At 59.1% G+C, this 25,243-nt stretch carries 23 protein-coding genes and 3 tRNA genes; 5 read left to right on the top strand and 21 right to left on the bottom strand.

Annotation, left to right across the window (positions count from 1 at the left end):
* The first annotated feature begins 29 nt into the window (after positions 1–29).
* From kynB to kynA, 3 genes are read left to right on the top strand one after another with little or no spacing between them, the layout of a single operon-like run.
* Positions 30–656, top strand: a complete 627-nt coding sequence (gene kynB / locus AC2EBU_RS01710) for an arylformamidase (RefSeq protein ID WP_484608659.1) — start codon at positions 30–32, stop codon at positions 654–656.
* A gap of 19 nt (positions 657–675) precedes the next feature.
* Positions 676–1,950, top strand: a complete 1,275-nt coding sequence (gene kynU / locus AC2EBU_RS01705; protein ID WP_484608658.1) for a kynureninase — start codon at positions 676–678, stop codon at positions 1,948–1,950.
* 9 nt (positions 1,951–1,959) lie between these two features.
* A complete protein-coding gene (gene kynA, locus AC2EBU_RS01700) occupies positions 1,960–2,829 on the top strand; it encodes a tryptophan 2,3-dioxygenase (protein ID WP_484608657.1) in 870 nt (289 codons plus the stop codon).
* A gap of 62 nt (positions 2,830–2,891) precedes the next feature.
* On the opposite strand, the gene AC2EBU_RS01695 is transcribed toward kynA, so the two are convergent.
* From AC2EBU_RS01695 to AC2EBU_RS01605, 19 genes are all read right to left on the bottom strand, one after another.
* Positions 2,892–4,076 carry an FAD-dependent monooxygenase gene (locus AC2EBU_RS01695; RefSeq protein ID WP_484608656.1) on the bottom strand — a complete coding sequence of 395 codons (1,185 nt, stop codon included), beginning with the start codon at positions 4,074–4,076 and terminating at the stop codon, positions 2,892–2,894.
* A gap of 126 nt (positions 4,077–4,202) precedes the next feature.
* A tRNA-His gene (locus tag AC2EBU_RS01690) sits at positions 4,203–4,278 on the bottom strand.
* Positions 4,279–4,307: 29 nt separating this feature from the next.
* Entirely contained in the window at positions 4,308–6,251 is a 1,944-nt protein-coding gene (locus tag AC2EBU_RS01685; RefSeq protein WP_484608655.1) for a peptidylprolyl isomerase, read from the bottom strand.
* 61 nt (positions 6,252–6,312) lie between these two features.
* A tRNA-Val gene (locus AC2EBU_RS01680) sits at positions 6,313–6,388 on the bottom strand.
* A gap of 14 nt (positions 6,389–6,402) precedes the next feature.
* Positions 6,403–6,774: an HU family DNA-binding protein gene (locus AC2EBU_RS01675; RefSeq protein ID WP_484608654.1), complete on the bottom strand. Its 372-nt coding sequence runs from the start codon at positions 6,772–6,774 to the stop codon at positions 6,403–6,405.
* Between the two features lie 188 nt (positions 6,775–6,962).
* Entirely contained in the window at positions 6,963–7,871 is a 909-nt protein-coding gene (locus AC2EBU_RS01670) for a DMT family transporter (protein WP_484610092.1), read from the bottom strand.
* Positions 7,868–8,434 (bottom strand): CDP-diacylglycerol--glycerol-3-phosphate 3-phosphatidyltransferase, encoded by a 567-nt coding sequence (pgsA, locus tag AC2EBU_RS01665; protein ID WP_484608653.1) that lies wholly within the window; start codon positions 8,432–8,434, stop codon positions 7,868–7,870. The genes AC2EBU_RS01670 and pgsA overlap by 4 nt, the downstream gene beginning before the upstream one ends.
* 39 nt (positions 8,435–8,473) lie before the next feature.
* Complete coding sequence (gene uvrC, locus AC2EBU_RS01660) at positions 8,474–10,459, bottom strand: excinuclease ABC subunit UvrC (protein WP_484608652.1); 1,986 nt, start codon at positions 10,457–10,459, stop codon at positions 8,474–8,476.
* 101 nt (positions 10,460–10,560) lie between these two features.
* Positions 10,561–10,637: transfer RNA gene (locus tag AC2EBU_RS01655), tRNA-Pro, on the bottom strand.
* Positions 10,638–10,658: 21 nt separating this feature from the next.
* Positions 10,659–11,111, bottom strand: coding sequence for a MerR family transcriptional regulator (locus tag AC2EBU_RS01650; RefSeq protein ID WP_484608651.1), 453 nt, complete (start codon positions 11,109–11,111; stop codon positions 10,659–10,661).
* A 122-nt stretch (positions 11,112–11,233) separates the two neighbouring features.
* The gene (locus AC2EBU_RS01645) at positions 11,234–11,557 is read right to left on the bottom strand and encodes an integration host factor subunit alpha (RefSeq protein WP_484608650.1); all 324 of its coding nucleotides are present in this window, start codon (positions 11,555–11,557) and stop codon (positions 11,234–11,236) included.
* Between the two features lie 40 nt (positions 11,558–11,597).
* Positions 11,598–14,027, bottom strand: a complete 2,430-nt coding sequence (gene pheT, locus AC2EBU_RS01640) for a phenylalanine--tRNA ligase subunit beta (protein WP_484608649.1) — start codon at positions 14,025–14,027, stop codon at positions 11,598–11,600.
* Positions 14,028–14,036: 9 nt separating this feature from the next.
* Complete coding sequence (gene pheS, locus AC2EBU_RS01635) at positions 14,037–15,089, bottom strand: phenylalanine--tRNA ligase subunit alpha (RefSeq protein ID WP_484608648.1); 1,053 nt, start codon at positions 15,087–15,089, stop codon at positions 14,037–14,039.
* Positions 15,090–15,209: 120 nt separating this feature from the next.
* Positions 15,210–15,569, bottom strand: a complete 360-nt coding sequence (gene rplT, locus AC2EBU_RS01630; protein WP_484608647.1) for a 50S ribosomal protein L20 — start codon at positions 15,567–15,569, stop codon at positions 15,210–15,212.
* A 24-nt stretch (positions 15,570–15,593) separates the two neighbouring features.
* Positions 15,594–15,797 (bottom strand): 50S ribosomal protein L35, encoded by a 204-nt coding sequence (rpmI, locus tag AC2EBU_RS01625; RefSeq protein WP_077595745.1) that lies wholly within the window; start codon positions 15,795–15,797, stop codon positions 15,594–15,596.
* 192 nt (positions 15,798–15,989) lie between these two features.
* The gene (gene infC, locus AC2EBU_RS01620; RefSeq protein ID WP_484610091.1) at positions 15,990–16,583 is read right to left on the bottom strand and encodes a translation initiation factor IF-3; all 594 of its coding nucleotides are present in this window, start codon (positions 16,581–16,583) and stop codon (positions 15,990–15,992) included.
* A 72-nt stretch (positions 16,584–16,655) separates the two neighbouring features.
* A complete protein-coding gene (thrS, locus tag AC2EBU_RS01615) occupies positions 16,656–18,563 on the bottom strand; it encodes a threonine--tRNA ligase (protein ID WP_484608646.1) in 1,908 nt (635 codons plus the stop codon).
* Positions 18,564–18,807: 244 nt separating this feature from the next.
* Positions 18,808–20,136: an isocitrate lyase gene (aceA, locus tag AC2EBU_RS01610; protein ID WP_484608645.1), complete on the bottom strand. Its 1,329-nt coding sequence runs from the start codon at positions 20,134–20,136 to the stop codon at positions 18,808–18,810.
* 269 nt (positions 20,137–20,405) lie between these two features.
* Complete coding sequence (locus AC2EBU_RS01605) at positions 20,406–20,816, bottom strand: gamma-glutamylcyclotransferase family protein (protein ID WP_484608644.1); 411 nt, start codon at positions 20,814–20,816, stop codon at positions 20,406–20,408.
* 94 nt (positions 20,817–20,910) lie between these two features.
* Here AC2EBU_RS01605 and AC2EBU_RS01600 point away from each other — a divergent pair, with 94 nt between their 5' ends.
* Entirely contained in the window at positions 20,911–21,792 is an 882-nt protein-coding gene (locus AC2EBU_RS01600; RefSeq protein ID WP_484608643.1) for a DMT family transporter, read from the top strand.
* Here AC2EBU_RS01600 and rraA read toward each other — a convergent pair.
* Positions 21,778–22,275, bottom strand: a complete 498-nt coding sequence (rraA, locus tag AC2EBU_RS01595; RefSeq protein WP_484608642.1) for a ribonuclease E activity regulator RraA — start codon at positions 22,273–22,275, stop codon at positions 21,778–21,780. The two genes, AC2EBU_RS01600 and rraA, sit on opposite strands and share 15 nt — an antisense overlap.
* Positions 22,276–22,547: 272 nt before the next feature.
* Here rraA and AC2EBU_RS01590 point away from each other — a divergent pair, with 272 nt between their 5' ends.
* Positions 22,548–23,066: an SWIB/MDM2 domain-containing protein gene (locus AC2EBU_RS01590; RefSeq protein WP_484608641.1), complete on the top strand. Its 519-nt coding sequence runs from the start codon at positions 22,548–22,550 to the stop codon at positions 23,064–23,066.
* Positions 23,067–23,183: 117 nt separating this feature from the next.
* On the opposite strand, the gene AC2EBU_RS01585 is transcribed toward AC2EBU_RS01590, so the two are convergent.
* Positions 23,184–24,872 carry a thiamine pyrophosphate-binding protein gene (locus tag AC2EBU_RS01585; RefSeq protein WP_484608640.1) on the bottom strand — a complete coding sequence of 563 codons (1,689 nt, stop codon included), beginning with the start codon at positions 24,870–24,872 and terminating at the stop codon, positions 23,184–23,186.
* Positions 24,873–25,243 lie beyond the last annotated feature (371 nt).

Here is a 25,243-nt window from a genome sequence, read left to right as displayed (position 1 = left end):
ATTTTCGGCGGTGCTAACTTTGCCCGACCATGAAAAAGCTCTGGGACATATCCCCGCCCATCCATGCCCAGTCGCCGGTGTTCCCGGGCGACACCGCCTATTCTCAGCACTGGGTCGCCACGATCGGGCCGGGCTGCCCGGTCAACGTCAGTGCCATCACGCTCAGCCCCCACGTGGGCGCCCATGCTGACGGACCGCTGCATTACGACCCGGACGGCGCAGCCATCGGCACGGTAGACCTTCAGTCATTCATCGGACCCTGCCGTGTCATTCACGCCATCGCCTGCGGGCCACTGATAAGGCCGCAACACCTGGTCCATGCGATGACCGGGCTGCCCCCGCGCGTACTGGTGCGCGCCTACGACCGTATGCCACAGGACCGATTCGACACCGCCCTGCCCGCTTTTGCGCCCGAGACCATCACCATGCTGGCCGACCGTGGCGTCGTGCTGATTGGTTTCGACAGCGCAAGTGTCGACCCTGCCGATAGCAAGACTCTGGACAGCCACCAGGTGCTGCGCCGGCGTGGCCTGCGCGTGCTGGAGAACTTGTTGCTCGACAAGGTGCCCGAGGGCGACTACGAGCTGATCGCCCTGCCCCTGAAACTGACGACTGCCGATGCCAGTCCGGTACGCGCCGTGCTGCGTGAACTCTGAACCCGAGGAGACAAATCCCATGACAACACTGGCTGACTGCCTGCACAGGGACGCCATTGACCCCCTGCGCGGGTTGCGCAACAAGTTCGACCTTCCGGAAAACCTCATTTACCTTGACGGCAACTCTTTGGGCGTGATGCCGCGTAGCGCCCCCGGACGCATCGCCCAGGTCGTCACACAAGAGTGGGGCTCCGACCTCATTCAAAGCTGGAACAAGCACGGCTGGTTCCAGATGCCGGGCAAGGTGGGCGACAAGATTGCGCGCCTGATCGGCGCCGGCCCTGGCGAGGTGGTCGCGACCGACAGCACCTCGGTCAACCTGTTCAAGGTGCTCAACGCAGCCATGAACATCGCCGCCACCGATGCGCCGCAGCGCAAACGCATCGTGAGCGAGCGCAGCAATTTCCCGACCGACCTCTACATCGCCGAGGCGCTGTGCAAGCAGCACGGCCTGGAACTGGTGCTGGTCGAGCCCGAGGCGATCGCCGCGTCGCTGACCGCCGAGGTTGCGATCCTGATGCTGACCCATGTGAACTACCGCACCGGCGCCATGCACGACATGGCGGCCGTAACCGCCGCCGCCCATGCGGAAGGCATTCTGACCGTGTGGGATCTCGCGCACAGTGCTGGCGCAGTGCCAGTGAACCTGACAGCCACCAAGGCGGACTTCGCCGTCGGCTGTGGCTACAAATATCTCAACGGTGGCCCGGGTGCGCCTGCCTTCGTTTGGGTCAATCCGCATCACGCAGACCGCTTCTGGCAGCCACTGGCCGGCTGGTGGGGCCATGTTGCGCCTTTCGCCTTCACGCCCGATTACCAGCCCGCGCCGGGCATCGCACGCTACCAGTGTGGCACGCAGCCCGTCATCAGCCTGGCCGCACTGGAATGTGGAGTCGACACCGTGCTCGATGCCGCGCCGCTGGGTGGCATGGAGGCACTGCGGGCCAAGTCGCTCGCACTGACTGACCTGTTCATTCAACTGGTGGAAGAGCGCTGCGAAGGACATGATCTGGGACTGGCGACACCGCGCGTGCACGCATTGCGCGGTTCGCAGGTCAGCCTCACCCGCAACCAGGGCGCCTATGCGATCGTGCAGGCGCTCATCGCGCGTGGCGTGATCGGCGATTACCGGGCGGGTGACGGCGAATGTCACAAAGACATCCTGCGCTTCGGCTTCACGCCCCTGTACATCGGCTTTGCCGATGTGTGGAACGCTGTCGAACAGCTGAAGCAGGTGCTCGAATCGGGCGAGTGGCGCCGCCCCGAGTTCAACCAGAAACATGCCGTGACCTGAGGAGCGTCCATGACCTGCCCCTATACCGCCCCGGCGTCCCGTTCGGACACCGAAACCATCGTGCGCGACGAAAAGGCCCGCCTCGATTTCAGCCGCGACATGAGTTACGGCGACTACCTGCAGCTGGACTCCATCCTGAACGCGCAGAAGCCGCTGTCGCCCGCGCACGACGAGATGCTGTTCATCGTCCAGCATCAGACCAGCGAGTTGTGGATGAAACTGATGCTGCATGAACTGCAGGCAGCGATCGGCAACATCGCGGCAGACCGACTCAACCCCGCATTCAAACAGATGGCCCGCGTCTCCAAGATCATGGAACAGCTGGTCCACGCCTGGGACGTGCTGGCCACCATGACACCGCCGGAATACAGCGCCATCCGGCCCTATCTGGGCCATTCCAGCGGATTCCAGAGCTTCCAGTACCGCTGCATCGAATTCGCCATGGGCAACAAGAACGCCGCCATGCTGCTGCCCCACGCCCACAACCCCGAACGGGCAGCAATGGTCCAGGCCGCCTATGAAGCACCGTCCCTGTATGACGAATGCCTGCGCCTGCTGGCCCGGCGGGGCATCGCGGTGCCGGCCTCGCATCTGGAACGAGACTGGACCCTGCCGTACCAGTCCGATGACGGCGTAGAGCAAGCCTGGCTGACGGTGTACCGAGATCCGGACCGCCATTGGGCGCTCTACCAGCTCGGAGAAGAATTGACGGACCTGGAGGATGCTTTCCGCCTGTGGCGCTTCCGACACCTGACGACGGTGGAGCGGGTGATCGGGGTCAAACGCGGAACGGGCGGCACTGGTGGCGTCAGCTACTTGCGCAAAATGCTGGATGTGGTGCTTTTCCCCGAGATCTGGCGTCTGCGAACCAATTTATAGGCAAAACAGGTCAGTACCCAGCGTAAATTAGTCCCTTTTAGCTATCACTAATATAGCGATGACTACGAGGCGGTATAACCGCGGTAAAGCCAAGGGACGTCGAGAACCCAACGACCGAACGCAGCAATTGTCCAGTCGCGGCCCCACTTCATCGGACCGCGGGCGTGAAAAATTCGCCCGTTTCGGGCCGAGCGGGCCTGTACGCGAGCACATCGCTGCCAGCGCCGCTTGGCGTAGGCTTCCAATGCAGAGGGAACGTCGCCCGGGGCCGCCTCCAGAGATTGCGCCAGAACCGCCGCATCTTCGATGGCCATGCCGGCCCCTTGAGCAAGATACGGCCGCATGGGATGCGCCGCATCACCCAACAGGGCCACCCGACCCAAGGCCATTTCTTGCGCAGAGCCGACTGGGGGACGATCGCACAAAGCCCAAAGGCGCCACGCCGGAACGGCGGCGATCAACTGCCTCAGGGGAGCGCAGGCCGAAAACAGTGCCGCCTGCAGGTCTGCCGCATTGGCCCCGTGGTCCCAATGGTCCAGGTCCTGGTCAATGCGCCCATGCACAACCGCCACGACGTTCAGCATGCGCCCTGCCTTCACCGGGTACTGCACCACATGGAAACGGGGACCGAGCCAAGAAGTGACATGCTGGCTGCGCAGTGAAGCGGGTAGGTCAGACTGCGCCACCAGCGCCCGATAAGCCAGATGCCCGGAGAAGCGTGGCGTACCGTCCCCCAGCATCACCTCACGGACTCGGCTCCACAGCCCGTCGGCACCGATCAGCGCATCTGCGCTGTACTGCATCCCCGTGATGGTGGACCCCACAACCCGATCTCCGGCCAATTCAAAACTGCTGATCCAGTTCGACAGATGAATCCTCGTGGATGTTGTGTCCTGCAAAGCCTGCAACAAAAGCGAGTGCATGTCGGCGCGGTGAATCGTGGCGTATCGCGCTCCGTATCTCCGAACCACCGACTCACCCAGATCCAGTCGGCCAAGCTCGCGGCCATTGAGGGCATCCCGGATCGCCAGATGAGGAGGAAAGGCCGCAAAACGCTCCAAGGCACCGGTCAAGCCCCACCCCTCCAACACGCGCACCACATTGGGGCCAAGCTGAATTCCCGCGCCGACCTCACCAAAAGCATCGGACCTTTCATGAAGATCGACCACCCAGCCCACCCGCGCGCAGGCCAACGCCGCAGCCATTCCGCCAATACCGCCACCCGCAATCAGTAGTTCCCTGCTCATAGGCGCGATTGTGCGAGTGCTGAGGCCCTTTGCGAACACAGCATGTTTGATTCGGCGCAAGGGTTGCGCACAATGATCAAATCGGGCCAAAAAAAAGCCCTTCGATCAACGAAGGGCCTTCAGATTTGGGGTGGCTGATGGGACTCGAACCCACGACGACCAGAATCACAATCTGGGACTCTACCAACTGAGCTACAGCCACCGAAGCCTGAAATTATACCCTCAGTACATTCACTTCGCGGTCTTGGAACCAGCTTCTTCAACCGTTCGGACGGCTGGCTTGGCCGCCAGAATCTGGACTTTGTATCGTTCCTTGAGCAAGTTGTAATAGGCCTTTCCCTCCAGCCCAGCCCACAACTGTGCATACTGCCGGGTTTCCTGACGAAGTGCCTCGGCGTCCGGTGTCGGCCGGGGAATCACCTTGTTGACACGGACAACCGCGTAGCCCTTTTCGCCCAGATCGATTCCCAGCCATCCTGGCAGTCTGGCCGGGTCCGCTTTGAGCGCCGCCTCCAACACCTCCGGTGGCAGATTCCCGGTCTGATCCCGAGAAACGACCACCGCGGCCGGGAGTCCGCCGGTTTCTTCATCCTTTGCACGCCACTTCGCGAGTTGGGCCTCGCCCTCCTGGCGCGCAAGCTCGGCACCCTTTTCAATCAGGAAAGCAGCCCGAACCTGGTCCTTGACCTCGGCAAACGGACGAGTCTTCGCTGGTTGGTACTTCAGAATCCGGCCAGAAACAAGCTGATTGGACGCGGTCTCGACGGCCTCGGTATTGCGCTTTTTATCCACAGACTCGGCTGAAAACAGCGCCGCGAGGAATTTCTGATTTGTCAAAGGGCCCGCCGCTCCCGCGACGCCCGCCCTCGTTACGCCGTTTGCCGTACGAATCTCCAGCTTCAGGCGTTCAGCAACCGGCTTGAGACTGTCGGACTGCTCATAGACACCGTTGCTGAACGCCTCGGCGGACTCCTGGAACTTGCGTTGGGCTTGTTGCTTGCGGACCTGCTCCTCCAACTCCGCCTTCATTTCATTGAAGCCTCTGGTCTGAGGCGCTTTGATATCGGTAAGTCGGATGATGTGATAGCCGTACTCGGTCTCAACCACAGAGCTGAATTCGCCCTTTTTCAGCGCAAAAGCCGCATCTTCAAAAGGCTTGACCATGGCGCCTCGTACGAAAAAGTCAAGATCACCGCCTTTGCCGGCAGAACCGGGGTCCTGGGAGTTTTTCCGTGCCAGTTCTGCAAAAGTGTCGGGTGCCTTTCGGGCCTGGGCGAGCAATTCCTCTGCTTTTGCCTTGGCCTTTTGCCGCTCGCTCTCCGCAGACGTGCGGGGGGCGGAAATCAGGATATGACTGGCACGCCTTTCCTCTTGGCCGGAAAGCCGCTCCGAATTCTGTTCGTAGTAGGCCTTCAGATCCGCTTCGCTGACAGCAATCGACTTTTTGATTGTGTCGACGTCAAGAACAAGATACTCAATATCAGCCTGTTCAGGAGCCTGATAGCGGGCTTCGTTGCGTCGGTAACTCGCCTCAAGATCAGCGTCGGTGATGGTCACCCGCCCGGCAAAATCCGACGGATTCCAGCGCACCACATGGACCTCCCGCCGCTCGAGCAGCGCGTCAAGGGCGACACGCGCTTGGGTCGCCGAACTGATCGTCGAGCCTGTCAAGCCCTGCAGTACCTGCCGTGTTGAGAGGTCGGCCCGAACCTGGGCTTCAAACATTTCCGGCGTCATGCCCTGACTCGCAACAAGACGGCGGTACCGTTCCATATCGAGTCGACCTTCCGAGTCGCGCAACGACGCAATGGTCGGGTTCTCCTGGAGTTCGCGCGCCAGACGCGTGTCACTGGTGGTCAGTTTCAGGTCGGTAGCGGCGGCGGCCAGCACACTTTCTCGAATCAACCGCTCCAAAGTGGCGTAGCGGGCTTCCGGGGAGTCCAGCAGCTTGGGATCAAGCGACGGCATCGACTGACGAATTCGTTCTGCCTCACTGCGGTGCGCGGCATCCCATTCCGATTGCGTGATGTCGCGCCCGGCAACCTTCGCAACCACCGGACCTTTTTCGTTGAAACGACTGTACCCGTCGATGCCGAAGAGGACAAAAGACGGCACGATCAGCAAGAACAACAGAAATTGCATGATTCTGGTGTGCTTGCGAACGAAATCAAACATGCTGCAACTACTTTCTACGACAAAACGAAAAAGGCGAACCGAGTGTTCGCCTTATGGTCAGTGGTGGGTGCTGACGGTCTCGAACCGCCGACCTACGCCTTGTAAGGGCGCCGCTCTACCAACTGAGCTAAGCACCCACTGAAACCGATGCTCAGTTGATCGCGTCCTTGAGACCTTTGCCCGGACGGAACTTCGGAACCTTGGCAGCCTTGATTTTAATCGCGGTGCCGGTGCGCGGGTTGCGTCCAGTGCGAGCCGCACGCTTTGTCACCGCAAATGTACCAAAACCAACCAGCGATACCGAACCGCCCTTCTTGAGTGTCTTCTTGACGCCGTCGATCATGGACTCCAAAGCACGCGATGCGGCTGCCTTGGAGATGTCGGCGCTGACGGCAATATGTTCGATCAGTTCGGTCTTGTTCATGGCATGTCTCTGGTCTATTGGATATGTACGATAGATTATTCTGCGGAAGCTCGGACCCGCTGACAGCTCACGCTCCGCGCCGATAACCCCGGGGAGCATTCCTGCTCCACTTGCCCGATTCTAGTCGGATTTGTGCACTGTCAGGCAACCCGGCAAAAGGGTCCGATCTCATCGAAGTCTCAGGTTTGAGTCATGTCCTTGGCTTTCGGAACTGCCACCGCCCAGATGTTCCGCACCAGCATTGCCTGTCTCGAACAATGCCTCGAATCGACGGGATCGACGAAAACTCACGAAGCCTGTGTCTCCCGGGGTCGAACGACCAAGCCAACACCCACTGCCGTCACGACGGTGCCGAGTATCGTCAATACAGTCACCGGCTCGTCGAAAACCACCCATGCAATCGCTGCCGTCGTTGGGGGAACAAGATACATGAGGCTGGCAACCGATGCGGCGGCCCCGCGCTGTATGAGCAGGTACAGCAAAGAGCTTCCGCCCAGCGTCAGACCGATGACCGACCAGGCCATCGCCCCGACCAGCGATTGATTCCACTTGATCTTTTCAGCTTCGAACAAAGCAAACGGCAAGCTGATCACCAATGCGAAGGCCAACTGAATCAGATTTGCCGAACGCACATCACAGGGTTTGACGAAGTGCTTCTGATACAGGGTACCCGCTGTGATTGAAAACAGTGCGCACAGCGCACAGGTCACATTGAAAAATGTCACGTTGTCGCCCGGTGAAGGGGCCACAAACTTCCTCGACATGACCATGACCACTCCGGAAAACCCCAACAGCAGACCGCACCATTGCCGAGCACTGACTTTATGGTTGCTCCCAACCAGTGCGAGCCAGATCGCAGTGAGAACCGGTTGAACACCCACGATCAATGACGACAGACCTGCACCCATGCCAGACTTGACGGCAAGCCATACGCCGCCCAGATAGCCAGCGTGCATAAGCACTCCAGTGACTCCCAGATGCAGGACCTGCCGCCCGCTCGCCGGCCAGGCTACTCGGGTGATCGATAACCACGCGATGAAGCACATAATCGAAAGGGCATACCGGATAACAAGGAAACCAAACGGTGGCGCGTATGGCATTGCGTAGCGAGCAACGATAAACCCGGTGCTCCAGATAAGCACGAACACCACTGGCATCGTCCAAAGCCACGAGAACTTCGGGCCGACCGCGTTCATTTCACCCGCGCTCGGATTTCTGGCAAGGCCTTTTGCAGGTAGTAGACCATCGACCACACTGTCAAGAATGCGGCGACCCATATCAGGATTGCGCCCCAGAAACGGGTATTGATCACACCGAACAATGTCCCGTCAAAAAGAAGGAACGGTATCGCGATCATCTGGACCGTTGTCTTCACCTTCCCGAGCATGTGAACAGCGACACTCCGGCTCGCACCGATTTGCGCCATCCACTCGCGCAAAGCGGAAATGGCGATCTCTCTTCCGATGATGATGAGTGCAACAAATACATCCGTGCGGTTCAGATGCACGAGAACAAGTACGCACGCGCAGACGAGAAACTTGTCAGCAACCGGATCAAGGAAAGCACCGAAAGCGGAGGTCTGATTGAGTCGCCGCGCCAAATACCCATCCAGCCAGTCTGTCCACGCAAAGACCACAAAGAGCACAGTCGCGATGAGATTCCGCGACTCCTGGGCCAGCGGCAGGTAGAAAACGCCAACGATCAACGGGATCGCGACGATTCGCGTCCACGTCATGATCGTCGGTATGGTCAGGAACATGGGGCGATTGTGGCACGGCGCACACGCAAGAACCGATACTCAGCGCAAGTGATGAAATATCTGCTCGGCAAGGGTTCGCGATACACCCTGCACTTGCGTCAAATCATCAACGCTGGCACTGGCAACACCGCGAATACCACCAAAACGCTGCAACAGACGAGCCCTTTTCGCCGGGCCGACGCCGGGGATGTCTTCCAGTTTGCTGCTCCCCGTCCTGGCTTTCGCCCGGCGGGCACGCATACCAGTGATCGCGAATCGATGGGCTTCATCCCGTATCTGCGCTACCAACAGCAGCGCAGCCGAGTCTTTGGGTAACGCCAGCTTCTCACGGCCATCGGAAAAAACCAATTCCTCCAAGCCGACTCGTCTGCCCTCACCCTTCTCGACCCCCACGATGACCGTCGTATCCAGGCCAAGGGCCGCAATAGCCTCTCGCGCCGAAGAGACTTGCCCGCGGCCACCATCAATCAAAATCAGGTTTGGGAACACGCGCGCAGCATCTGCCGATCGCCCTTCGGCCTTACGACGCGGCTCGTCGAACCCGGCACTCGGGTCCTTGTCGCACTGCATCATCTCCATGAACAGCGAGTATCGACGGGTGAGTGCCTGCTTAATGGCCGCAAAATCATCCCCTGGGGTAATGCCCTCGATGGTGTAGCGTCGGTACTCTTTGTGCTGCAGTTGGTGATGGTGGAAAACGACACAGCTGGCTTGGGTTGCCTCTCCCGATGAATGAGAGACATCGAAACATTCGATCCGAAACGACTCCGGATCATCCACCACCCAGTTCAATGCACTCAACAGCGATTTAGTCCGCTGCTCCTGAGCACCCTCGGATGCCAAAAGACGAACCAGCTGCAACCTCGCGTTCTGCAAGGCCATTTCAAGCCAGATTTTTCGATGCTCGCGTGGCTGAGTCACCAGATGGATTCGCGAATGCTGATGGCTGCCAAGCGCCTCCAGGAGGTGAGGTGCAACTGGCGCACTGGTGATCAACACCGGCGGAGCCAAGTTGTCGACATAGTGCTGTACCAAGAAGGCCTCGAGAATTTGGCTCTCCACCGTCAAGAGACAGGAATCATCAGCTTCACGCTCGTTTCCGTCGTCAGTCAGTCCTTCAAGGTGAACGGGAAAGTAGGGTCTATCGCCCAAATGTCGGCCACCACGGACAACCGCCAGGTTGACGCACGCGCGACCGCCTTCCACGGCAACTGCCAGCACATCACAGTCCGAGACATCCCCGGTTTCAACACACTGCTGGTGAAGGACGCGCGAAATGGCCTGCATCCGGTTTCTCAGTACCGCGGCCTTTTCAAAGTCCAATTTCGCTGCGAACGCTTTCATTTGCGCTTCGATGTCCGAGTGCACAGCATCGGCTTCTCCCTCCAGAAAACGGATCGCCATGTCGACGTCGCGCGCGTAGTCCGCCGCAGATATCCAACCAACGCACGGTGCGGTGCAACGTTGGATCTGAGCCAAAAGGCAAGGTCTTGTGCGATTGGAAAAGACAGCGTCCTCACAGGTTCGCAGTTGAAATACCTTTTGAAGCAGTTGGATCGTCTCCTTTACCGCCCAAGCCGAAGGGTAAGGTCCGAAATAGCGCGATCCTTTTCGCTGCGGCCCTCGATAGTAGGCAACCCGAGGGAACCGAGAGGCCTCGGCGAGAGGCTTGCTCGCCTGACCCAAGCTTTGGGAGTCAATGTCCGAAATCTTCAGATAAGGGTAGCTCTTGTCGTCCCGGAACAGAATATTGAATTTGGGACCGAGCGCCTTGATAAGGTTGTTTTCAAGCAATAGGGCCTCGGCCTCGGAACGAACTACGGTCGTTTCGAGGCTTTGAATGCGCCCAACCATTTGGCCCACACGTGTTCCGCCGTGGTCCTTTTGAAAGTAACTCGCGACTCGTCGACGGAGGTTGATCGCCTTGCCGACGTAGAGTAGCTCACCTTCTCCATCAAAGAATCGATAGACCCCAGGCAACAGCGGCAACGTCTCAATCTGGTTGATCAACTGTTCGTGACCCATCGAAACTCCTCGAACCTACTCCGATCGATTGAAAACTGCCCCCACGACACCCAGAAACGGAAACGGGTTGCAGCCATTTACAGCTGCAACCCGTTACGGAATGGTCGGCGTGGCGGGATTCGAACTCGCGACCCCTTGCACCCCATGCAAGTGCGCTACCAGGCTGCGCTACACGCCGACAAGCCCTAAATTATAACCGTTAAGGAATCGCATCAACTGTGAGGATGTGCTTCAACGCAAATAATTCCGCTCGCATCGTCCCCAGGCCAACCTTGGGGGGGGCATAAGCTTCGACCGCTTTGCCGGTTTGAAATTGAGGCATTTGTTCACTTTGCGTAGCCTCAACCTCAACGTCCTCGACAGCGCTGGGCAAAGAACCTTCAAAGAAGTTGGTTGAAACCGTCTCCTGTAAACGGTTGCGCGCACCGCTGATTGTGAAGCCCTGGTCATAAAGGAGCTCGCGGATACGACGAATCATGAGTACCTCATGATGCTGGTAGTAGCGTCGATTGCCACGTCGCTTGACGGGCCGGAGCTGGGTGAACTCCTGCTCCCAATAACGAAGCACATGAGGCTTGACACCGCACAAGTCACCGACTTCACCAATGGTGAAGTACCGCTTGGCAGGAATGGCGGGAAGCGATTTCTCCATTGAAAACAACTAATTGCACAATTAACTTGCGAGGTTACTGCAACTAGCGGCGGATGCCAAGGGGTACTTTAATAATTACGTACTCATTCTGCTTTTCGGTACGAGCGTTGTACTCAGGGGGATCAGGTAGGCGACGTCGCCTGCAGTTGCTCCTTAAGCTTCTGGCTCGCATGAAACGTCGCGACTCGACGCGCTTCGATGGGTATCAATTGGCCCGTCCGGGGGTTCCTGCCAGGACGAGGCGCCTTGATGCGTATCTGAAAATTGCCAAATCCGGAGATCTTGACATCCTCACCGGCGATCAGCCGATCACTGATCAGGGTGAAAAAGGCGTCAATCATGTCTTTTGATTCGCGCTTGTTCAATCCGATCTGATCGAACAACAGTTCCGCCAGCTGTGCTTTCGTCAGAGCGGGAGCCTCCAGGCTTTCAACGGCAAGTTCCATTTACGCTATCTCCTGAGTTCCGTTCTCGTGGCGGATTCGATCAACGAAGCCGAGCGCCATGTCGTACGCACAATGACAACACAACCGATTGGATCGCAGAGTCTATCTCCTCGTCAGTCAAGGTCGACGTATCGCGTCCCAAGGTCAGACGAATGGCCAGGCTTTTTTCGTTCGGCGCAATTGCCCCACCCACACCGAGGCCAGCCGTCGATTTCGCAGGACGATAGATGTCGAACAACACTGCACCGCGCAAGATTCCGATATCCGAACCTTGTATCGTTCCCATAACGTCTTGATGTGAAACGGATTCTTCGACAACCATGGCAATATCGCGCTCGGCCACCTGGAAACGGCTGACAGGGTGAAAAACTGGTACGGCACGCTGTAGCACGGCATCCAGCGCCAGTTCGAACATGACTGGCGCATGGACAAGGTCGTACCCTTGGCGCCATTTGGGATGCAGCTCGCCGACATGCCCGATACAACGCTCGCCCAGCCAGACGCTGGCGCACCGGCCAGGGTGCATGGCGGGGTGCTGTGCGGCGCAGAATGTGGCTTGGAGGGGTTCCAGCAGCGCCTGAACATCCCCTTTTACGTCAAAGAAGTCTGCGCTTCGCTCCGAGCTCCCCCACTGGAGACGATCCACTCCACCATGGGCCAAACCGGCAACTCGCATCGGCTGGTCAAACCCCTTCACAGTGGTGTCGCTGTCCTTTACCGAAGCGTCCTTGCGGAACACACGACCCAGTTCAAAGAGGCGTACGCGGTCGGCCTTGCGATCAAGGTTGAATTTGAGTACCGCCAGCAAACTTCCTAGCAAGGACGAGCGCATCACGCTCATCTGACTTGAAATCGGGTTCAGGAGCTTGATCGGTTCGGAGTTTCCGGCGAGATCGCGCTCCCAGCGTTCTTCGACGAAACTGAAATTAATGGTTTCCTGATAGCCCAGTTGAGCCAAGTGGCGGCGCACAGCAAACGGTCCTCGCTGGGACTCCGTGCGCAGCTTGGCAGTGATGGGCGCCAACGGTGGATTCGTAGGCAGGAGATCGTAGCCGACGACCCGCGCGACCTCCTCGATCAAGTCTTCTTCTATCTGCAGGTCAAAGCGGAACGCCGGCGGCGCCACAGTCACAGTGCCATCACCTTCTTTGACGTCGAGACCCAGGCGGCGCAGCGCGCCCGCACATTGCTCTTGGGTGACGGGCATGCCGATCACTTTGCAGGCGCGTGCCACACGCAGCATGACCGGCTTACCCTCGGGCAGCGAGAGAACGTGGTCATCCAGGGGACCAGCCTGGCCGCCGCAGATCTCAAGCACGAGTTGAGTGATTCGTTCGACATGCTCAACGGTGGTCGTCGGATCCACACCCCGCTCAAACCGATGGCCTGCATCGGTGCTGAAGTTGTATCGGCGCGAACGGCCAGCAATTGCCTTGGGCCACCAAAAGGCGGCTTCTATGAAAATGTTCTTCGTATGCTCGGACACTGCCGTAGCATCTCCGCCCATGATGCCGGCCAATGACTCGACCTGCTCGTTATCGGCAATGACCCCGACCTCAGCATCTACTGAAACAGTATTGCCGTTGAGGAGTTTGAGCTGTTCTCCAGCACGACCCCATCGCACCTCAAGATCTCCATGAATCTTGTCGAGATCGAAAATGTGCGATGGGCGTCCCAGCTCGAACATCACATAGTTCGAGATGTCCACCAGCGGCGAGATGCTGCGTTGCCCACAGCCAGCTAGACGCTCGACCATCCATGCGGGGGTCTTGACATTGGTGTTTACACCGCGCACCACGCGCCCGCTGAAACGACCGCACAGGTCGGGCGCCCGCACGTGCACGGGCAATCGATCTTTAACCTGGACGATTGTCTTCGGAAAAGAGGGTTGAACCAACGGCGTATTGGTCAGAGCCGAAACTTCACGCGCAATGCCGTAGACACTCAAGCAGTGCGCCAGATTGGGCGTAAGCTTGAGCGTGAACAGCATGTCATCCAAGCCGAGCTGTTCACGGATGTTGCGGCCGACTACCGCGTCCTCACCCAGTTCCAGCAGGCCAGTGCTCTCATCGGATATCTGCAATTCCTTGGCAGAGCACAACATTCCCTGACTCTCGACACCGCGCAGTTGTCCTTGCGTGATCGCTATCGGCTTGCCGTCTTCAGCCGGAGGAAGCAGGGCACCCACGGTAGCACAGGGCACCTTGATGCCCACTCGCGCATTGGGAGCTCCGCAGACGATGGTCAGAACATCGCCATGCCCTATTTCCACCCGGCACACACGCAGGCGGTCGGCATTGGGGTGCTGTCCGACGCTCAGGATCCGACCAACCACCACACCACGGAAAGGAGGCGCGAAGGGGCGCAGTTCTTCCACTTCCAGGCCTGCCATCGTCAGCGTGTCGGCCAATTGTTGGCTGCTCAAGGGAGGGTTGCAGAACAGTCGCAACCAAGATTCAGGAAATTGCATGGTATTTGCTTATCGAAACTGGCTGAGGAAACGCACGTCGCCGTCGAAGAAAAGTCGCAGGTCATTCACGCCGTAACGCAACATGGTCAATCGATCGGGACCCATACCGAAAGCAAAACCTATATAGCGCTCAGGGTCCAGACCCATGTTGCGAACCACGTTCGGATGGACCTGACCGGAACCAGCAACCTCCAGCCACCGGCCAGCCATTGGACCTCGCTGAAACTGGATATCAATCTCGGCACTGGGTTCGGTAAAAGGGAAAAAGCTGGGGCGAAAACGCAGCACCAAATCCTCACTCTCAAAAAAAGTGCGGCAGAAATCGGTAAACACGACTTTCAGATCCTTGAAACTCACGTTCTCGCCAATCCAAAGGCCTTCGCACTGGTGAAACATCGGCGAATGCGTCGCATCGCTATCGACGCGGTAGGTGCGTCCCGGCGCGATTACGCGAATCTCGGGCATCGACAAGCCCGCGTCGAGCGCGGCACGGTAGCATTTGACATGTTGCACTGCGTGGCGGATTTGCATCGGACTGGTGTGAGTGCGCAGCAGGTTCGGGGCCTTCTCGCTGCCTCCTTCCACGTAAAACGTGTCGTGCATTGAGCGCGCTGGATGATCCTCAGGCGTATTCAATGCCGTGAAATTGAACCAGTCGGACTCGATTTCGGGGCCTTCCGCTACCTCGAAGCCTTGCGAACAAAAAATCGCTTCGATTCGCTCCAATGTCAGGCTTACCGGGTGGAGCCCTCCTTGACCACGCTGACGGCCCGGCAGGGTTACGTCAAGCGCCTCCGCTTTGAGTTGGGTTTCGAGTTCGGCATCTGCCAGTGCCTGGCGGCGGTTGCCGAGCGCATCCTCAATAGCCTGCTTGGCCAAGTTGATGGCGGCGCCATGAGTCTTTTTTTCCGCGACGGACAAGGCCGCCAAACCCTTCATCAGTTCGGTAATTCGGCCCGTCTTGCCAAGATACCGGGCTTTGGCGTTCTCCAGATCGGCCGGAGTGGCCGCTAGAGCGAAACTCTCCCGGGCGCCGGCAACCAGTGCGTCCAACTCGTTCATGTGTGTTCAGGATTGGTAAAAACGAAAAAAGGGTTGAGAGCAACGAGGGAACCCCTCAAGCCTCAACCCCTCTGAGCGACGTTTCTATCGCCAGCCGAAACCAGCGACAGCAGTCTTGGATCAAGCCGCCAGCTTGGCCTTGACTTGCTCCACGATGCTGTTGAAGGCAGCTACGTCATTTACTGCGAGATCAGCCAGAACCTTGCGATCGATTTCAATTTCTGCCTTTTTCAGGCCGTTGGCGAACTGGCTGTACGTCATGCCGCATGCGCGTGCGCCGGCATTGATACGCGCAATCCAAAGCTGCCGGAAGACGCGCTTCTTGGTGCGGCGGTCACGGTAGGCGTATTGACCGGCCTTCATCACCGCCTGCTTGGCAATGCGGAAGACATTACCGCGACGGCCGCGGAAACCCTTGGCAAGGGCGAGAACTTTTTTGTGACGGGCGCGTGCCGTTACACCACGTTTGACGCGAGGCATGTGTTGCTCCTAGTTCGTCGTTGATCAAATGCCCATGCCGGGCAGCATCTGCGCCATGTGACCCATGTTGGTCTCATGAACAGCCACCGCACCACGCAAATGGCGCTTGTTCTTGGTGGTCTTCTTGGTCAGGATGTGACGCTTGAAGGCTTGACCGCGCTTGACGGTGCCACCGGGACGAACGCGAAACCGCTTCTTCGCGCTGCTTTTGGTCTTCATTTTGGGCATATGAATGCTCCTTTTAATTGTGCTCGTGAGGCGTCCGCAAACAACTTGCAGCCTTGATGGCCCCGAGCCACTTTTTCAGGCCTGTTCCCACAAGCCCGAAGGCCAACCGCTTACGCTGAAGGCCTGATCGCTGAAACAATCAACGACAGTGCTACCGCCAGTGGCAAAGCAGCAAATTCGATCCCAACTTGCTCAGGAAGCAGAGGCCTGGCCAGCAGACTCAGCCCCGACCTTACCCGCCTTCTTTCGGGCAGGAGCGATCATCATGATCATCTGCCGCCCTTCAAGTTTCGGAAATTGTTCGATCAGAATGGTATCGGCTAGATCGTCCCGAATCCGGTTCAACAAAGCCATTCCCAAATCCTGATGAGTAATCTCTCGCCCGCGAAACCGCAGGGTTACCTTGCACTTGTCACCGTCCGCCAGAAACCGGCGGATGTTACGCAATTTGATGTTGTAGTCACCATCATCCGTGCCCGGGCGAAATTTCACCTCTTTGATCTCGATGACGGTCTGCTTGGCTTTCGCCTCCGCCGCTCTCTTTTGCTCCTGGTACTTGAACTTGCCATAGTCCATCAACCGGCAAACAGGTGGCGATGCAGTTGCCGCGATCTCAACCAGATCAACATCCAGTTCACCTGCCATTCTAAGAGCATCGGCCAAGCCGACAATCCCGAGAGGCTCATTCTCAGGGCCTGAAAGCCGGACTTCGGGAGCCATGATCTCCCGGTTAAGACGATGCTTGCGCTCTTCACGCTGGCGACGGTCACGAAATTCGGTAGCGATGACGAAGTTCCTTCAAAAAAATCAAAGCAAAAACACGGTTCCGCCAATGGCGGAAGCTCAACCAACCCGGAGTTATGTCTTCAGTAGCAAATCCGACGCCGCCTTTTGACCAAATGCATCAAGGGACATCAGACCAAGATCAATGTTGCCGCGGGCACGCACCGCCACGGACCCCGATTCCATCTCTTTCGCTCCAACGACAAGGATATAGGGCACCTTCCGTAACGAGTGCTCCCGTATTTTATACGTGATTTTCTCGTTCCGGAGGTCGCACGCCACCCTAAGCCCTTGATTCTGCAACGTTTTCACCACGTTTTGAACATATTCACCCTGCGCATCGGTAATGTTCAACACAACAACCTGTACCGGAGCAAGCCACAAAGGCAACGCCCCGGCATGCTGCTCGATAAGAATTCCAATGAATCGCTCAAGGCTACCGACAATCGCGCGGTGCAGCAAAATGGGTCGATGACGCGCTCCGTCTTCACCGACAAACTCAGCATCCAGACGCTCGGGCAAGTTGGGGTCGACCTGGATCGTGCCGCACTGCCAAGGGCGACCGAGCGCATCCTTCAGTGTGTATTCGATCTTGGGTCCATAGAAGGCCCCCTCTCCCGGCAGATACTCGAATTCGCACCCTGAAGCTTTCAACCCATTGGCCAACGCTGCTTCCGCCCGGTCCCAGCTTTCGTCGCTGCCAATGCGTTTTTCCGGCCGGGTGGAAAGCTTGTAGATGATGTCGGTGAAGCCGAAATCCTTGTAGACCTTTTGCAAGAGCGTAGTGAAAGCCACCACCTCGGACTGAATCTGGTCCTCAGTGCAAAAAATGTGGCCGTCGTCCTGCGTAAATGCCCGCACGCGCATGATGCCATGCAAACCACCTGAAGGTTCATTGCGGTGGCACTGCCCAAATTCGCCAAACCGCAACGGCAGGTCCCGGTAACTCTTGATACCCTGTTTGAAAATAATGATGTGACCCGGACAGTTCATCGGCTTGAGCGCGTAGTCGCGCTTCTCGGATTCGGTCACAAACATGTTCTCCCGGTACTTGTCCCAGTGGCCGGTCTTCTCCCAGAGCCCCTGGTCGAGGATCTGCGGGCCTTTGACCTCCTGGTAGCCGTTCTCGCGATAGACACGGCGCATGTACTGTTCGACCTCTTGCCAGACCGTCCAGCCTTTAGGATGCCAGAACACCGTGCCAGGCGAGTGCTCGTCGATGTGGAACAGATCCAGCTCCCGGCCTAATCGCCGGTGATCGCGCTTCTCAGCCTCTTCCAGCATGGTCAGGTATTGCTGTAGCTCATCCTTGCTGGCCCAGGCGGTGCCGTAGATGCGTTGCAGCATCTCGTTGCGGTGGTCGCCACGCCAGTAGGCACCAGCCACCTTCATTAGCTTGAAGTGCTTGAGCTTGCCCGTGCTGGGAACATGGGGGCCGCGGCACAGGTCTTCAAACTTGCCTTCGCGGTAGAGCGACACATCCTCGTTGTTCGGGATGCTGGCGATGATCTCGGCCTTGTAGTGTTCCCCGAGACCCTTGAAGTAAGCCACTGCCTCGTCGCGCGGAAGAACGCGGCGCAAAACCGGCTCATCCTTGTTCGCCAGTTCGGTCATCTTCTTCTCGATGGATGTCAGGTCTTCGGGCGTAAAAGGTCGCTTGTAAGAGAAATCGTAGTAGAACCCGTTCTCGATTACCGGTCCGATGGTGACCTGCGCTTCGGGAAAAAGCTCCTTGACCGCATAAGCGAGCAGGTGAGCGGTGGAATGCCGAATGACGTCAAGGCCGTCTGCGTCCTTCGCAGTAATGATGGACAGTGGGCTGTCAACCGCAATCACGAAGCTGGTATCCACCACTTTACCGTTGATCTTGCCGGCCAACGCCGCCTTGGCGAGCCCCGAGCCTATGGAGGCCGCGACTTCGGCAACGGTCACCGGGCCCGGATACTGTCTCAGGGAACCGTCGGGAAGCGTAATGTTGAGCATGGAAACCCCAGGAAACAAAAAAAAACGCGGCTGTGGCCGCGCTGGAGGGAAGAAAAATGAGGCAGGCGCGATCTGCTGACCTCACAAGGCCGAGGAGATGTTCTCCGTAGTTCGCGGTGTCATAACCAAGGTGCCTTTCTCGCTCTTTTTCTCTTCACAGTCGATCGATTTTCCCACAAAAAAGCCCGGGCAAAGCCCGGGCTTGTCGTCTCTGCGGCCACCTGGGCCACGGAGGAGGGTCAGATCAGTGGAACTGCTCTTCTTCGGTGGAACCCGTCAGGGCCTTCACAGAGGACGAGCCGCCCTGAATCACGGTGGTCACATCGTCAAAGTAGCCTGCGCCGACTTCCTGCTGGTGCGACACGAAGGTGTAGCCCTTTTCACGTGCGGCAAACTCAGGCTCTTGCACCATTTCGGTGTAGTGCTTCATGCCTTCGCCACGTGCGTAGGCGTGGGCAAACTGGAAGGTGTTGAACCAGTTGATGTGGATACCGGCCAAGGTGATGAACTGGTACTTGTAGCCGAGTGCCGACAGATCTTCCTGGAAAGCGGCGATCTGGCTGTCGTTGAGGTTCTTCTTCCAGTTGAACGACGGCGAGCAGTTGTAAGACAGCAGTTTTCCGGGGCATGCTGCATGCACCGCCTGCGCGAACTCCCGAGCGAACCCGATGTCGGGCACACCCGTTTCGCACCATACGAGGTCGGCATAGGGCGCGTAAGCGACGCCACGGCTGATGGCCTGCTCCAGGCCGTTCTTGACACGGTAGAAACCTTCCTGGGTGCGCTCGCCTGTGAGGAAAGGCTTGTCGTTGGCATCATGGTCCGACGTGATCAGATTGGCTGCTTCGGCATCGGTGCGCGCCAACACGATGGTTGGCACGCCCATCACGTCAGCGGCAAAACGGGCGGCGATCAGTTTCTCGCAGGCCTCTTGCGTCGGAACCAGCACTTTGCCACCCATGTGTCCGCACTTCTTGACAGCCGCGAGCTGGTCTTCGAAATGCACACCGGCCGCACCGGCGGCGATCATGTTCTTCATCAGCTCGAAGGCGTTCAGCACGCCACCGAAGCCGGCTTCAGCGTCGGCCACGATGGGCAGGAAGTAGTCGATGAAGTCCTTGCTGCCCGGTTCGATACCGCGGCTCCACTGGATTTCGTCTGCACGCTTGAACGTGTTGTTGATGCGACGAACCATCGTCGGCACCGAGTCGTAGGCGTACAGCGACTGGTCCGGATACATGGTCTCGCTGGTGTTGCCGTCCGCCGCCACCTGCCACCCGGACAGGTAGACCGCCTCCAGGCCTGCTTTGGCCTGTTGCATGGCCTGCCCGGCGGTAATCGCACCAAACGCGTTCACGTAGCCTTTCTTGGCGCCGCCGTTGACCTTTTCCCACAACTTCTCGGCACCACGCTGGGCAAGCGTGTACTCGGGCTGCAGGCTGCCGCGCAGGCGAACCACGTCGGCAGCGGAATAGCCGCGCTTGACCAGCTTCCAACGGGGATTGGTCGCCCAATCTTTTTCCAGCGCGGCGATTTGTTCGGCGCGGCTCAAAGGGGTGGATTTTTGCGTCATGAAAACCTCCAAGGGTTGAGTTGAAACTGTTTCGGCCTGCCTACTCTTGCAAGCCCGATACCAACCCCTTTACTTTAACTCTTCTATAAGACTTATGACAACTCTTATGTCTTATAGAAGACTTTTTCTAAGGTTATACAAATCAATAACTTACGCGATAGTTTCCGCATTGTAAAACTTCGATTTCCGTATTGAGAAAAATTGCCGCATCGCAACAAGCGCCCGTTCCACAATGCAAAAATACAACCATCAATCCAAAAACGGACGGTCTATATTGAATGGCGCTCCGCGACCCAGTCCCCCCCCGCCAGTACCGGCCTGCCCTGGACATAGGTTGGGTTGATCTCGTACACGATGCACAACAAGGAGGAGCCGTGCACCACAACCGGGATCAATCGCTTGCGGTATTCATCGCGCTGCTGAGGATAGAGCTCTTCAATTTCGTCCAGTTTTGCTTCCAGCTCTGCGGTGATGGCATACACCTCGCCATGCACCTGCCCGCCCCCATCCAGCAAAAGCCCCGGGTAGGCGCCGAGATGAAAAAGCGTCCCGCGCACTTGGGCGGGGCCGACAAACAACGGCGCCGGAGCCAGTCGGGTGATGTCGTTGTCATCACCGCAGCGCAGGGTTCCATAGACGAACACGTGGCGGCAGTCGGGCGCGGCGGTTTCCTGGTGCATGATCGGCAATCCATCAGAACGGGCAATGTCCTTGAGTCTAGTAAATCGAACCGTTCCCAGCAGGCCCGTAGCCTACCTGTGCCTGGGATTGAGCATGTCACTTGTAGGGAGTTACGTGGCCCTGTCGAAGCCGCTGGCGGCGGCCCTTCCCGTCTTTCTGCTGGCGTGGCTTCGCTTTGGCATCGGCGCAGTGGCCATGCTGCACTGGTTGAAGAAACCCGCCGACGAGCTGCCTATGGACGGTCAGACCCGGTTCCTGCTTTTCCTCGAATCACTGCTGGGCAACTTCCTTTTCACCCTCCTGATGATCCATGGGGTCGCGTTGACCAACGCCGTTACGGCCGGAGTCATCATGGCCGCTATTCCGGCGATCGTTGCCTTGCTCAGCTGGGTTTTCCTGCGCGAGCAGGTCAGTTTGCGGGGATGGCTTGCGGTGGCCTTTGCGATCGCGGGTATCGCACTCATGAGCCTGACCGGAAAAACCCACGCCGCCACCGATTCGTCATCCGGCGCATCAGCGGTCTGGCTGGGGTACCTCATGTTGCTGGGGGCCGCTTTCTGCGAGGCGGCCTACTCGGTCATCGGCAAACGGCTGACCGGCCGGCTGGGCCCCCGTCGGATAACCTCGGTGATCAATCTGTGGGGTTTCGCGCTCGCCACGCCCCTGGGGCTCTATACCGCCTGGGGCTTCGACTTCGCCAGCCTCTCCAATACCACCTGGGCCCTGCTCCTCTTCTACTCGCTGGCGGCCTGCATGTGGACTGTCTGGTTATGGATGACCGGCCTCCGCTCGGTCCCGGCCGCGCAGGCCGGCATTTTTACCGTGTTCCTGCCTATCAGCGCTGCGCTGACCGGGGTGGTTTTCCTGGGCGAAAGCCTCCAGGGCGTTCAATGGGCCGCTTTCGCCCTCGCACTGACCGGCGTGTTGCTGGCCACGGCGCCAGTACGCGCGGCGAACACCTCACAGCAACGATGAGGCACTGACCACCATGCCATCGGCGTCCGCATACAGCCAGTCGCCCGGTCGCAGCCAGACACCCTGCACCTGAATCGGCACATCCCGCTGACCCTCCTGACGCTTCTCTGTCGGAAGAGGCATCGACGCCAACGCCCGGATGCCCACAGGCTGCCCCGCCAGTTCAGCAACATCGCGAACGCACCCATCAATCACCACACCAGCCCAACCGTTGCGGGCGGCAGCCTGCCCCAGATTCCCGCCCAGGAGGGCGCGCCGCAGCGACCCCCCACCATCGACAACCAGAACGCGTCCCTCGCCGGGTGAATCCACGGCGGCCTTCACCCAACTGTTGTCCTCGAAACACTTCACGGTCACCACGGGCCCGCAGAACTGGCGCACCCCACCGAAATCCCGGAAAACCGGTGGCAGAACCCGGAATGCCCCACTCGCATCGTTCTTGTAGGCATCACAGAAATCACAGGTCGAAAACTTCAAAGCCATCGTCAACTCCAATCGATCCAAACCAAAACGGGCCGCCATAGCACGCGACATGATGCAATTGTCCACCGCACAAAGCCCCGCTGCGAGCGGTGATGGGCCCAAGGCAATGGTCGCCCTGCAGAAAGATGAGCAAAAGAGCAACGAAAAGCGCCGAAAAAGCGCTCAGCGCCCTTGGAAACCACTGTGAAAGTCGGTAGCATGACCGCACCCTGTAACGCGCTTCTGTTGCAGGCACCCATTTGATCCACTCCGACTCAAGAGGACTGACAGACATGGCAACTGCAAAGAAAGCTCCGGCCAAGGCGGCCGCACCGGCCAAGAAGGCGGCCGCACCGGCCAAGAAGGCTGCCGCACCGGCCAAGAAGGCTGCCGCACCGGCGAAGAAGGCTGCACCGGCCAAGAAGGCTGCGGCGCCCGCGAAGAAGGCGGCTGCACCGGCCAAGAAAGCTGCTGCTCCCGCCAAGAAGGCTGCAGCTCCTGCCAAGAAAGCTGCAGCCCCCGCGAAGAAAGCAGCCGCTCCTGCCAAGAAGGCCGCGGCCAAACGCTCCCCCAACGCTGCCTTCATGAAGGCCATGACCCCCAGCGACGCGCTGGCCGCGATCATCGGCAAAGGACCGTATCCGCGCACCGAAGTGACCAAGCGGGTGTGGGAATACATCAAGAAGAACAAACTTCAGGATGAAGTCAACAAGCGCATGATCAACGCCGACGCCAAGTTGAAGGAAATTTTCAAGAAGGCGCAGGCGTCGATGTTCGAAATGACAAAGATGATCAACGCCCACCTCAAGTGAGCCTGTCTCGCCCGGGGCATCAACGCCCGGGTCGTCAAAAAGCCGGTTTTGACCGGCTTTTTCGATTTTTCAGGCCCAAAAGGCCAATACCCAGCGAAAAAACGTCACTTCAAGCTATCACTTTTGAAGTGACGCCTGGCGAATCGCCGACAGGGTTCCCCGCGTGGTGATCACCTCCGGATCGAGCGCGACTTCGATCAGAGTCCCGTGCGGCCGCGCCAGTGCGGCGATCAGTTCGGGCTCGAACTGTTGCGTGCGGGTGATCCGGACACCGGCGTACCCGAAAGCCTGCGCCAGCGCGGCAAAGTCGGGGTTACGCAACGTGGACCCACTCACATGCAACGGGTACTCGCGCTCCTGGTGCATGCGGATCGTGCCGTACATGCCATTGTTGAGCAGCAGGATGATGCTCCTGGCGCCATGCTGCATCGCGGTGGCCAGCTCTTGCCCGTTCATCAGAAAATCACCGTCGCCCGCGATCGTGAAAGCCAGCCGCCCGGTCAACAAGTTGGCGGCGATCCCGGCGGGAACGCCGTAGCCCATGGCCCCGTTGGTGGGTGCCAGCTGCGTCTTGTGCCCCTTGGCGAGGCCAGCGTACCGATAGAACCGGTGCAGCCAGCTGGCGAAATTGCCTGCGCCATTGGTCAGAACGGCGTCTGCGGGCAGGTGCCGCTGCAGTGTCGCAATCAGGGCCGGCATGTCGACATCCCCCGGCAAGGACTGCGGCTGGAGGTTTCCCTCATAGTCCGCATGGGCCTGCGCCGTCCAGTCGGCCCACGCAACGGTGGCGGGCGCGGTCAACACCTCCAGGCTGCGGGCGGCGGCGTTCATGGTCGCGCACAGGGCCAGATCGGCCTGGTAGACGCGGCCCAGTTCTTCGGCACTGCCATGGATGTGGACCAGCTTCTGGCGCGGCCGCGGTGCCTCCAGCAGCGTGTAGCCCCCGGTGGTCATCTCACCCAGGCGGGCACCCAGGGCGATCACCAGGTCGCTGTCGCGAATACGCTGCGCCAGACGGGGGTTGATGCCAATACCCACGTCGCCCGAATACTGCGGGTGGCGGTTGTCAAACAGGTCCTGGAAACGAAAGGCGTTGCCCACCGGCAGTTGCCAGTTCTCGACGAATCGCTGTAAGGCCTGAGCCGCCTGCGGCGTCCAGCCACCTCCACCGACGATCACGAAGGGGCGTTGCGCCCGCATCAGCATTTCGCGCAGCTGGCGCAGCCCCCCCGGGTCGCTCCACGCCTGCACCGGCTCCACCCGTGCCAGCGGGCTGGCTGCGACCGTCTGGGTCAACATATCCTCCGGCAGCACCAGAACCACCGGCCCGGGGCGGCCGTTCATGGCGGTGGCAAATGCGCGGGCCACATATTCAGGCAGGCGCCGTGCGTCGTCGATGCGCTCGACCCGTTTGGCGAACGCCTTGGTGCTCGGCCCGAAAAAACTCAGGAAATCAACCTCCTGAAACGCCTCCCGATCGCGCTGGTCGGACGCCACATCGCCGACAAAAAGCACCATCGGCGTGGAATCCTGAAACGCGGTGTGCACACCAATGGACGCATTGGTGGCGCCCGGTCCACGCGTCACAAAACACACCCCCGGCCGCCCGGTCAGCTTGCCCTGCGCTTCGGCCATGAACGCCGCACCGCCCTCCTGGCGGCAGGTAATGAATCGGATGCGGTCCGCATGGACATGAAAGCCATCCAGAACCGCCAGATAGCTTTCGCCGGGGACTCCGAAAGCATGGCTGACGCCCTGGGCAATGAGACATTCGACCAACAGGTGGCCCGCCAGTGTTTGGTTCATGTCAGGATTGTGCCGCGAGGTGAAACCGTCAGTCGACTTACAGCTGGTTACACCTCGCGGTCAGCCCGTCGCCCTCGGGCGGCGTTGTGAGATCAGGAGAATTCCCATGCCCCCTGTCCGATCGAGGTATTTCACCGCCACAACCGCCTGCTGCGCCCTGGTTGCGCTGCTCAGCGGCTGTGCCGTCACCGAACCGGACATGAGCTCGCTGCCGCCGCGCGTCATCTATGGCACCGGGGCGGTGAGTACCTACCCGACCTATCCGCCGGGCACCGTGATTTCGCCCGGCTACCCCGCAACAACCTATCCCGTTCCTGGTATCGTGGTTCCGGCGCCCGTCGATGGACCCGCGCCAGTCTGGGTGCCGGGCC

The sequence above is a fragment of the Curvibacter sp. T50 genome, from assembly GCF_057219955.1.
The sequence above is the reverse complement of the archived record's forward strand: the minus strand, read 5'-3'. Positions and strand labels throughout refer to the sequence as shown.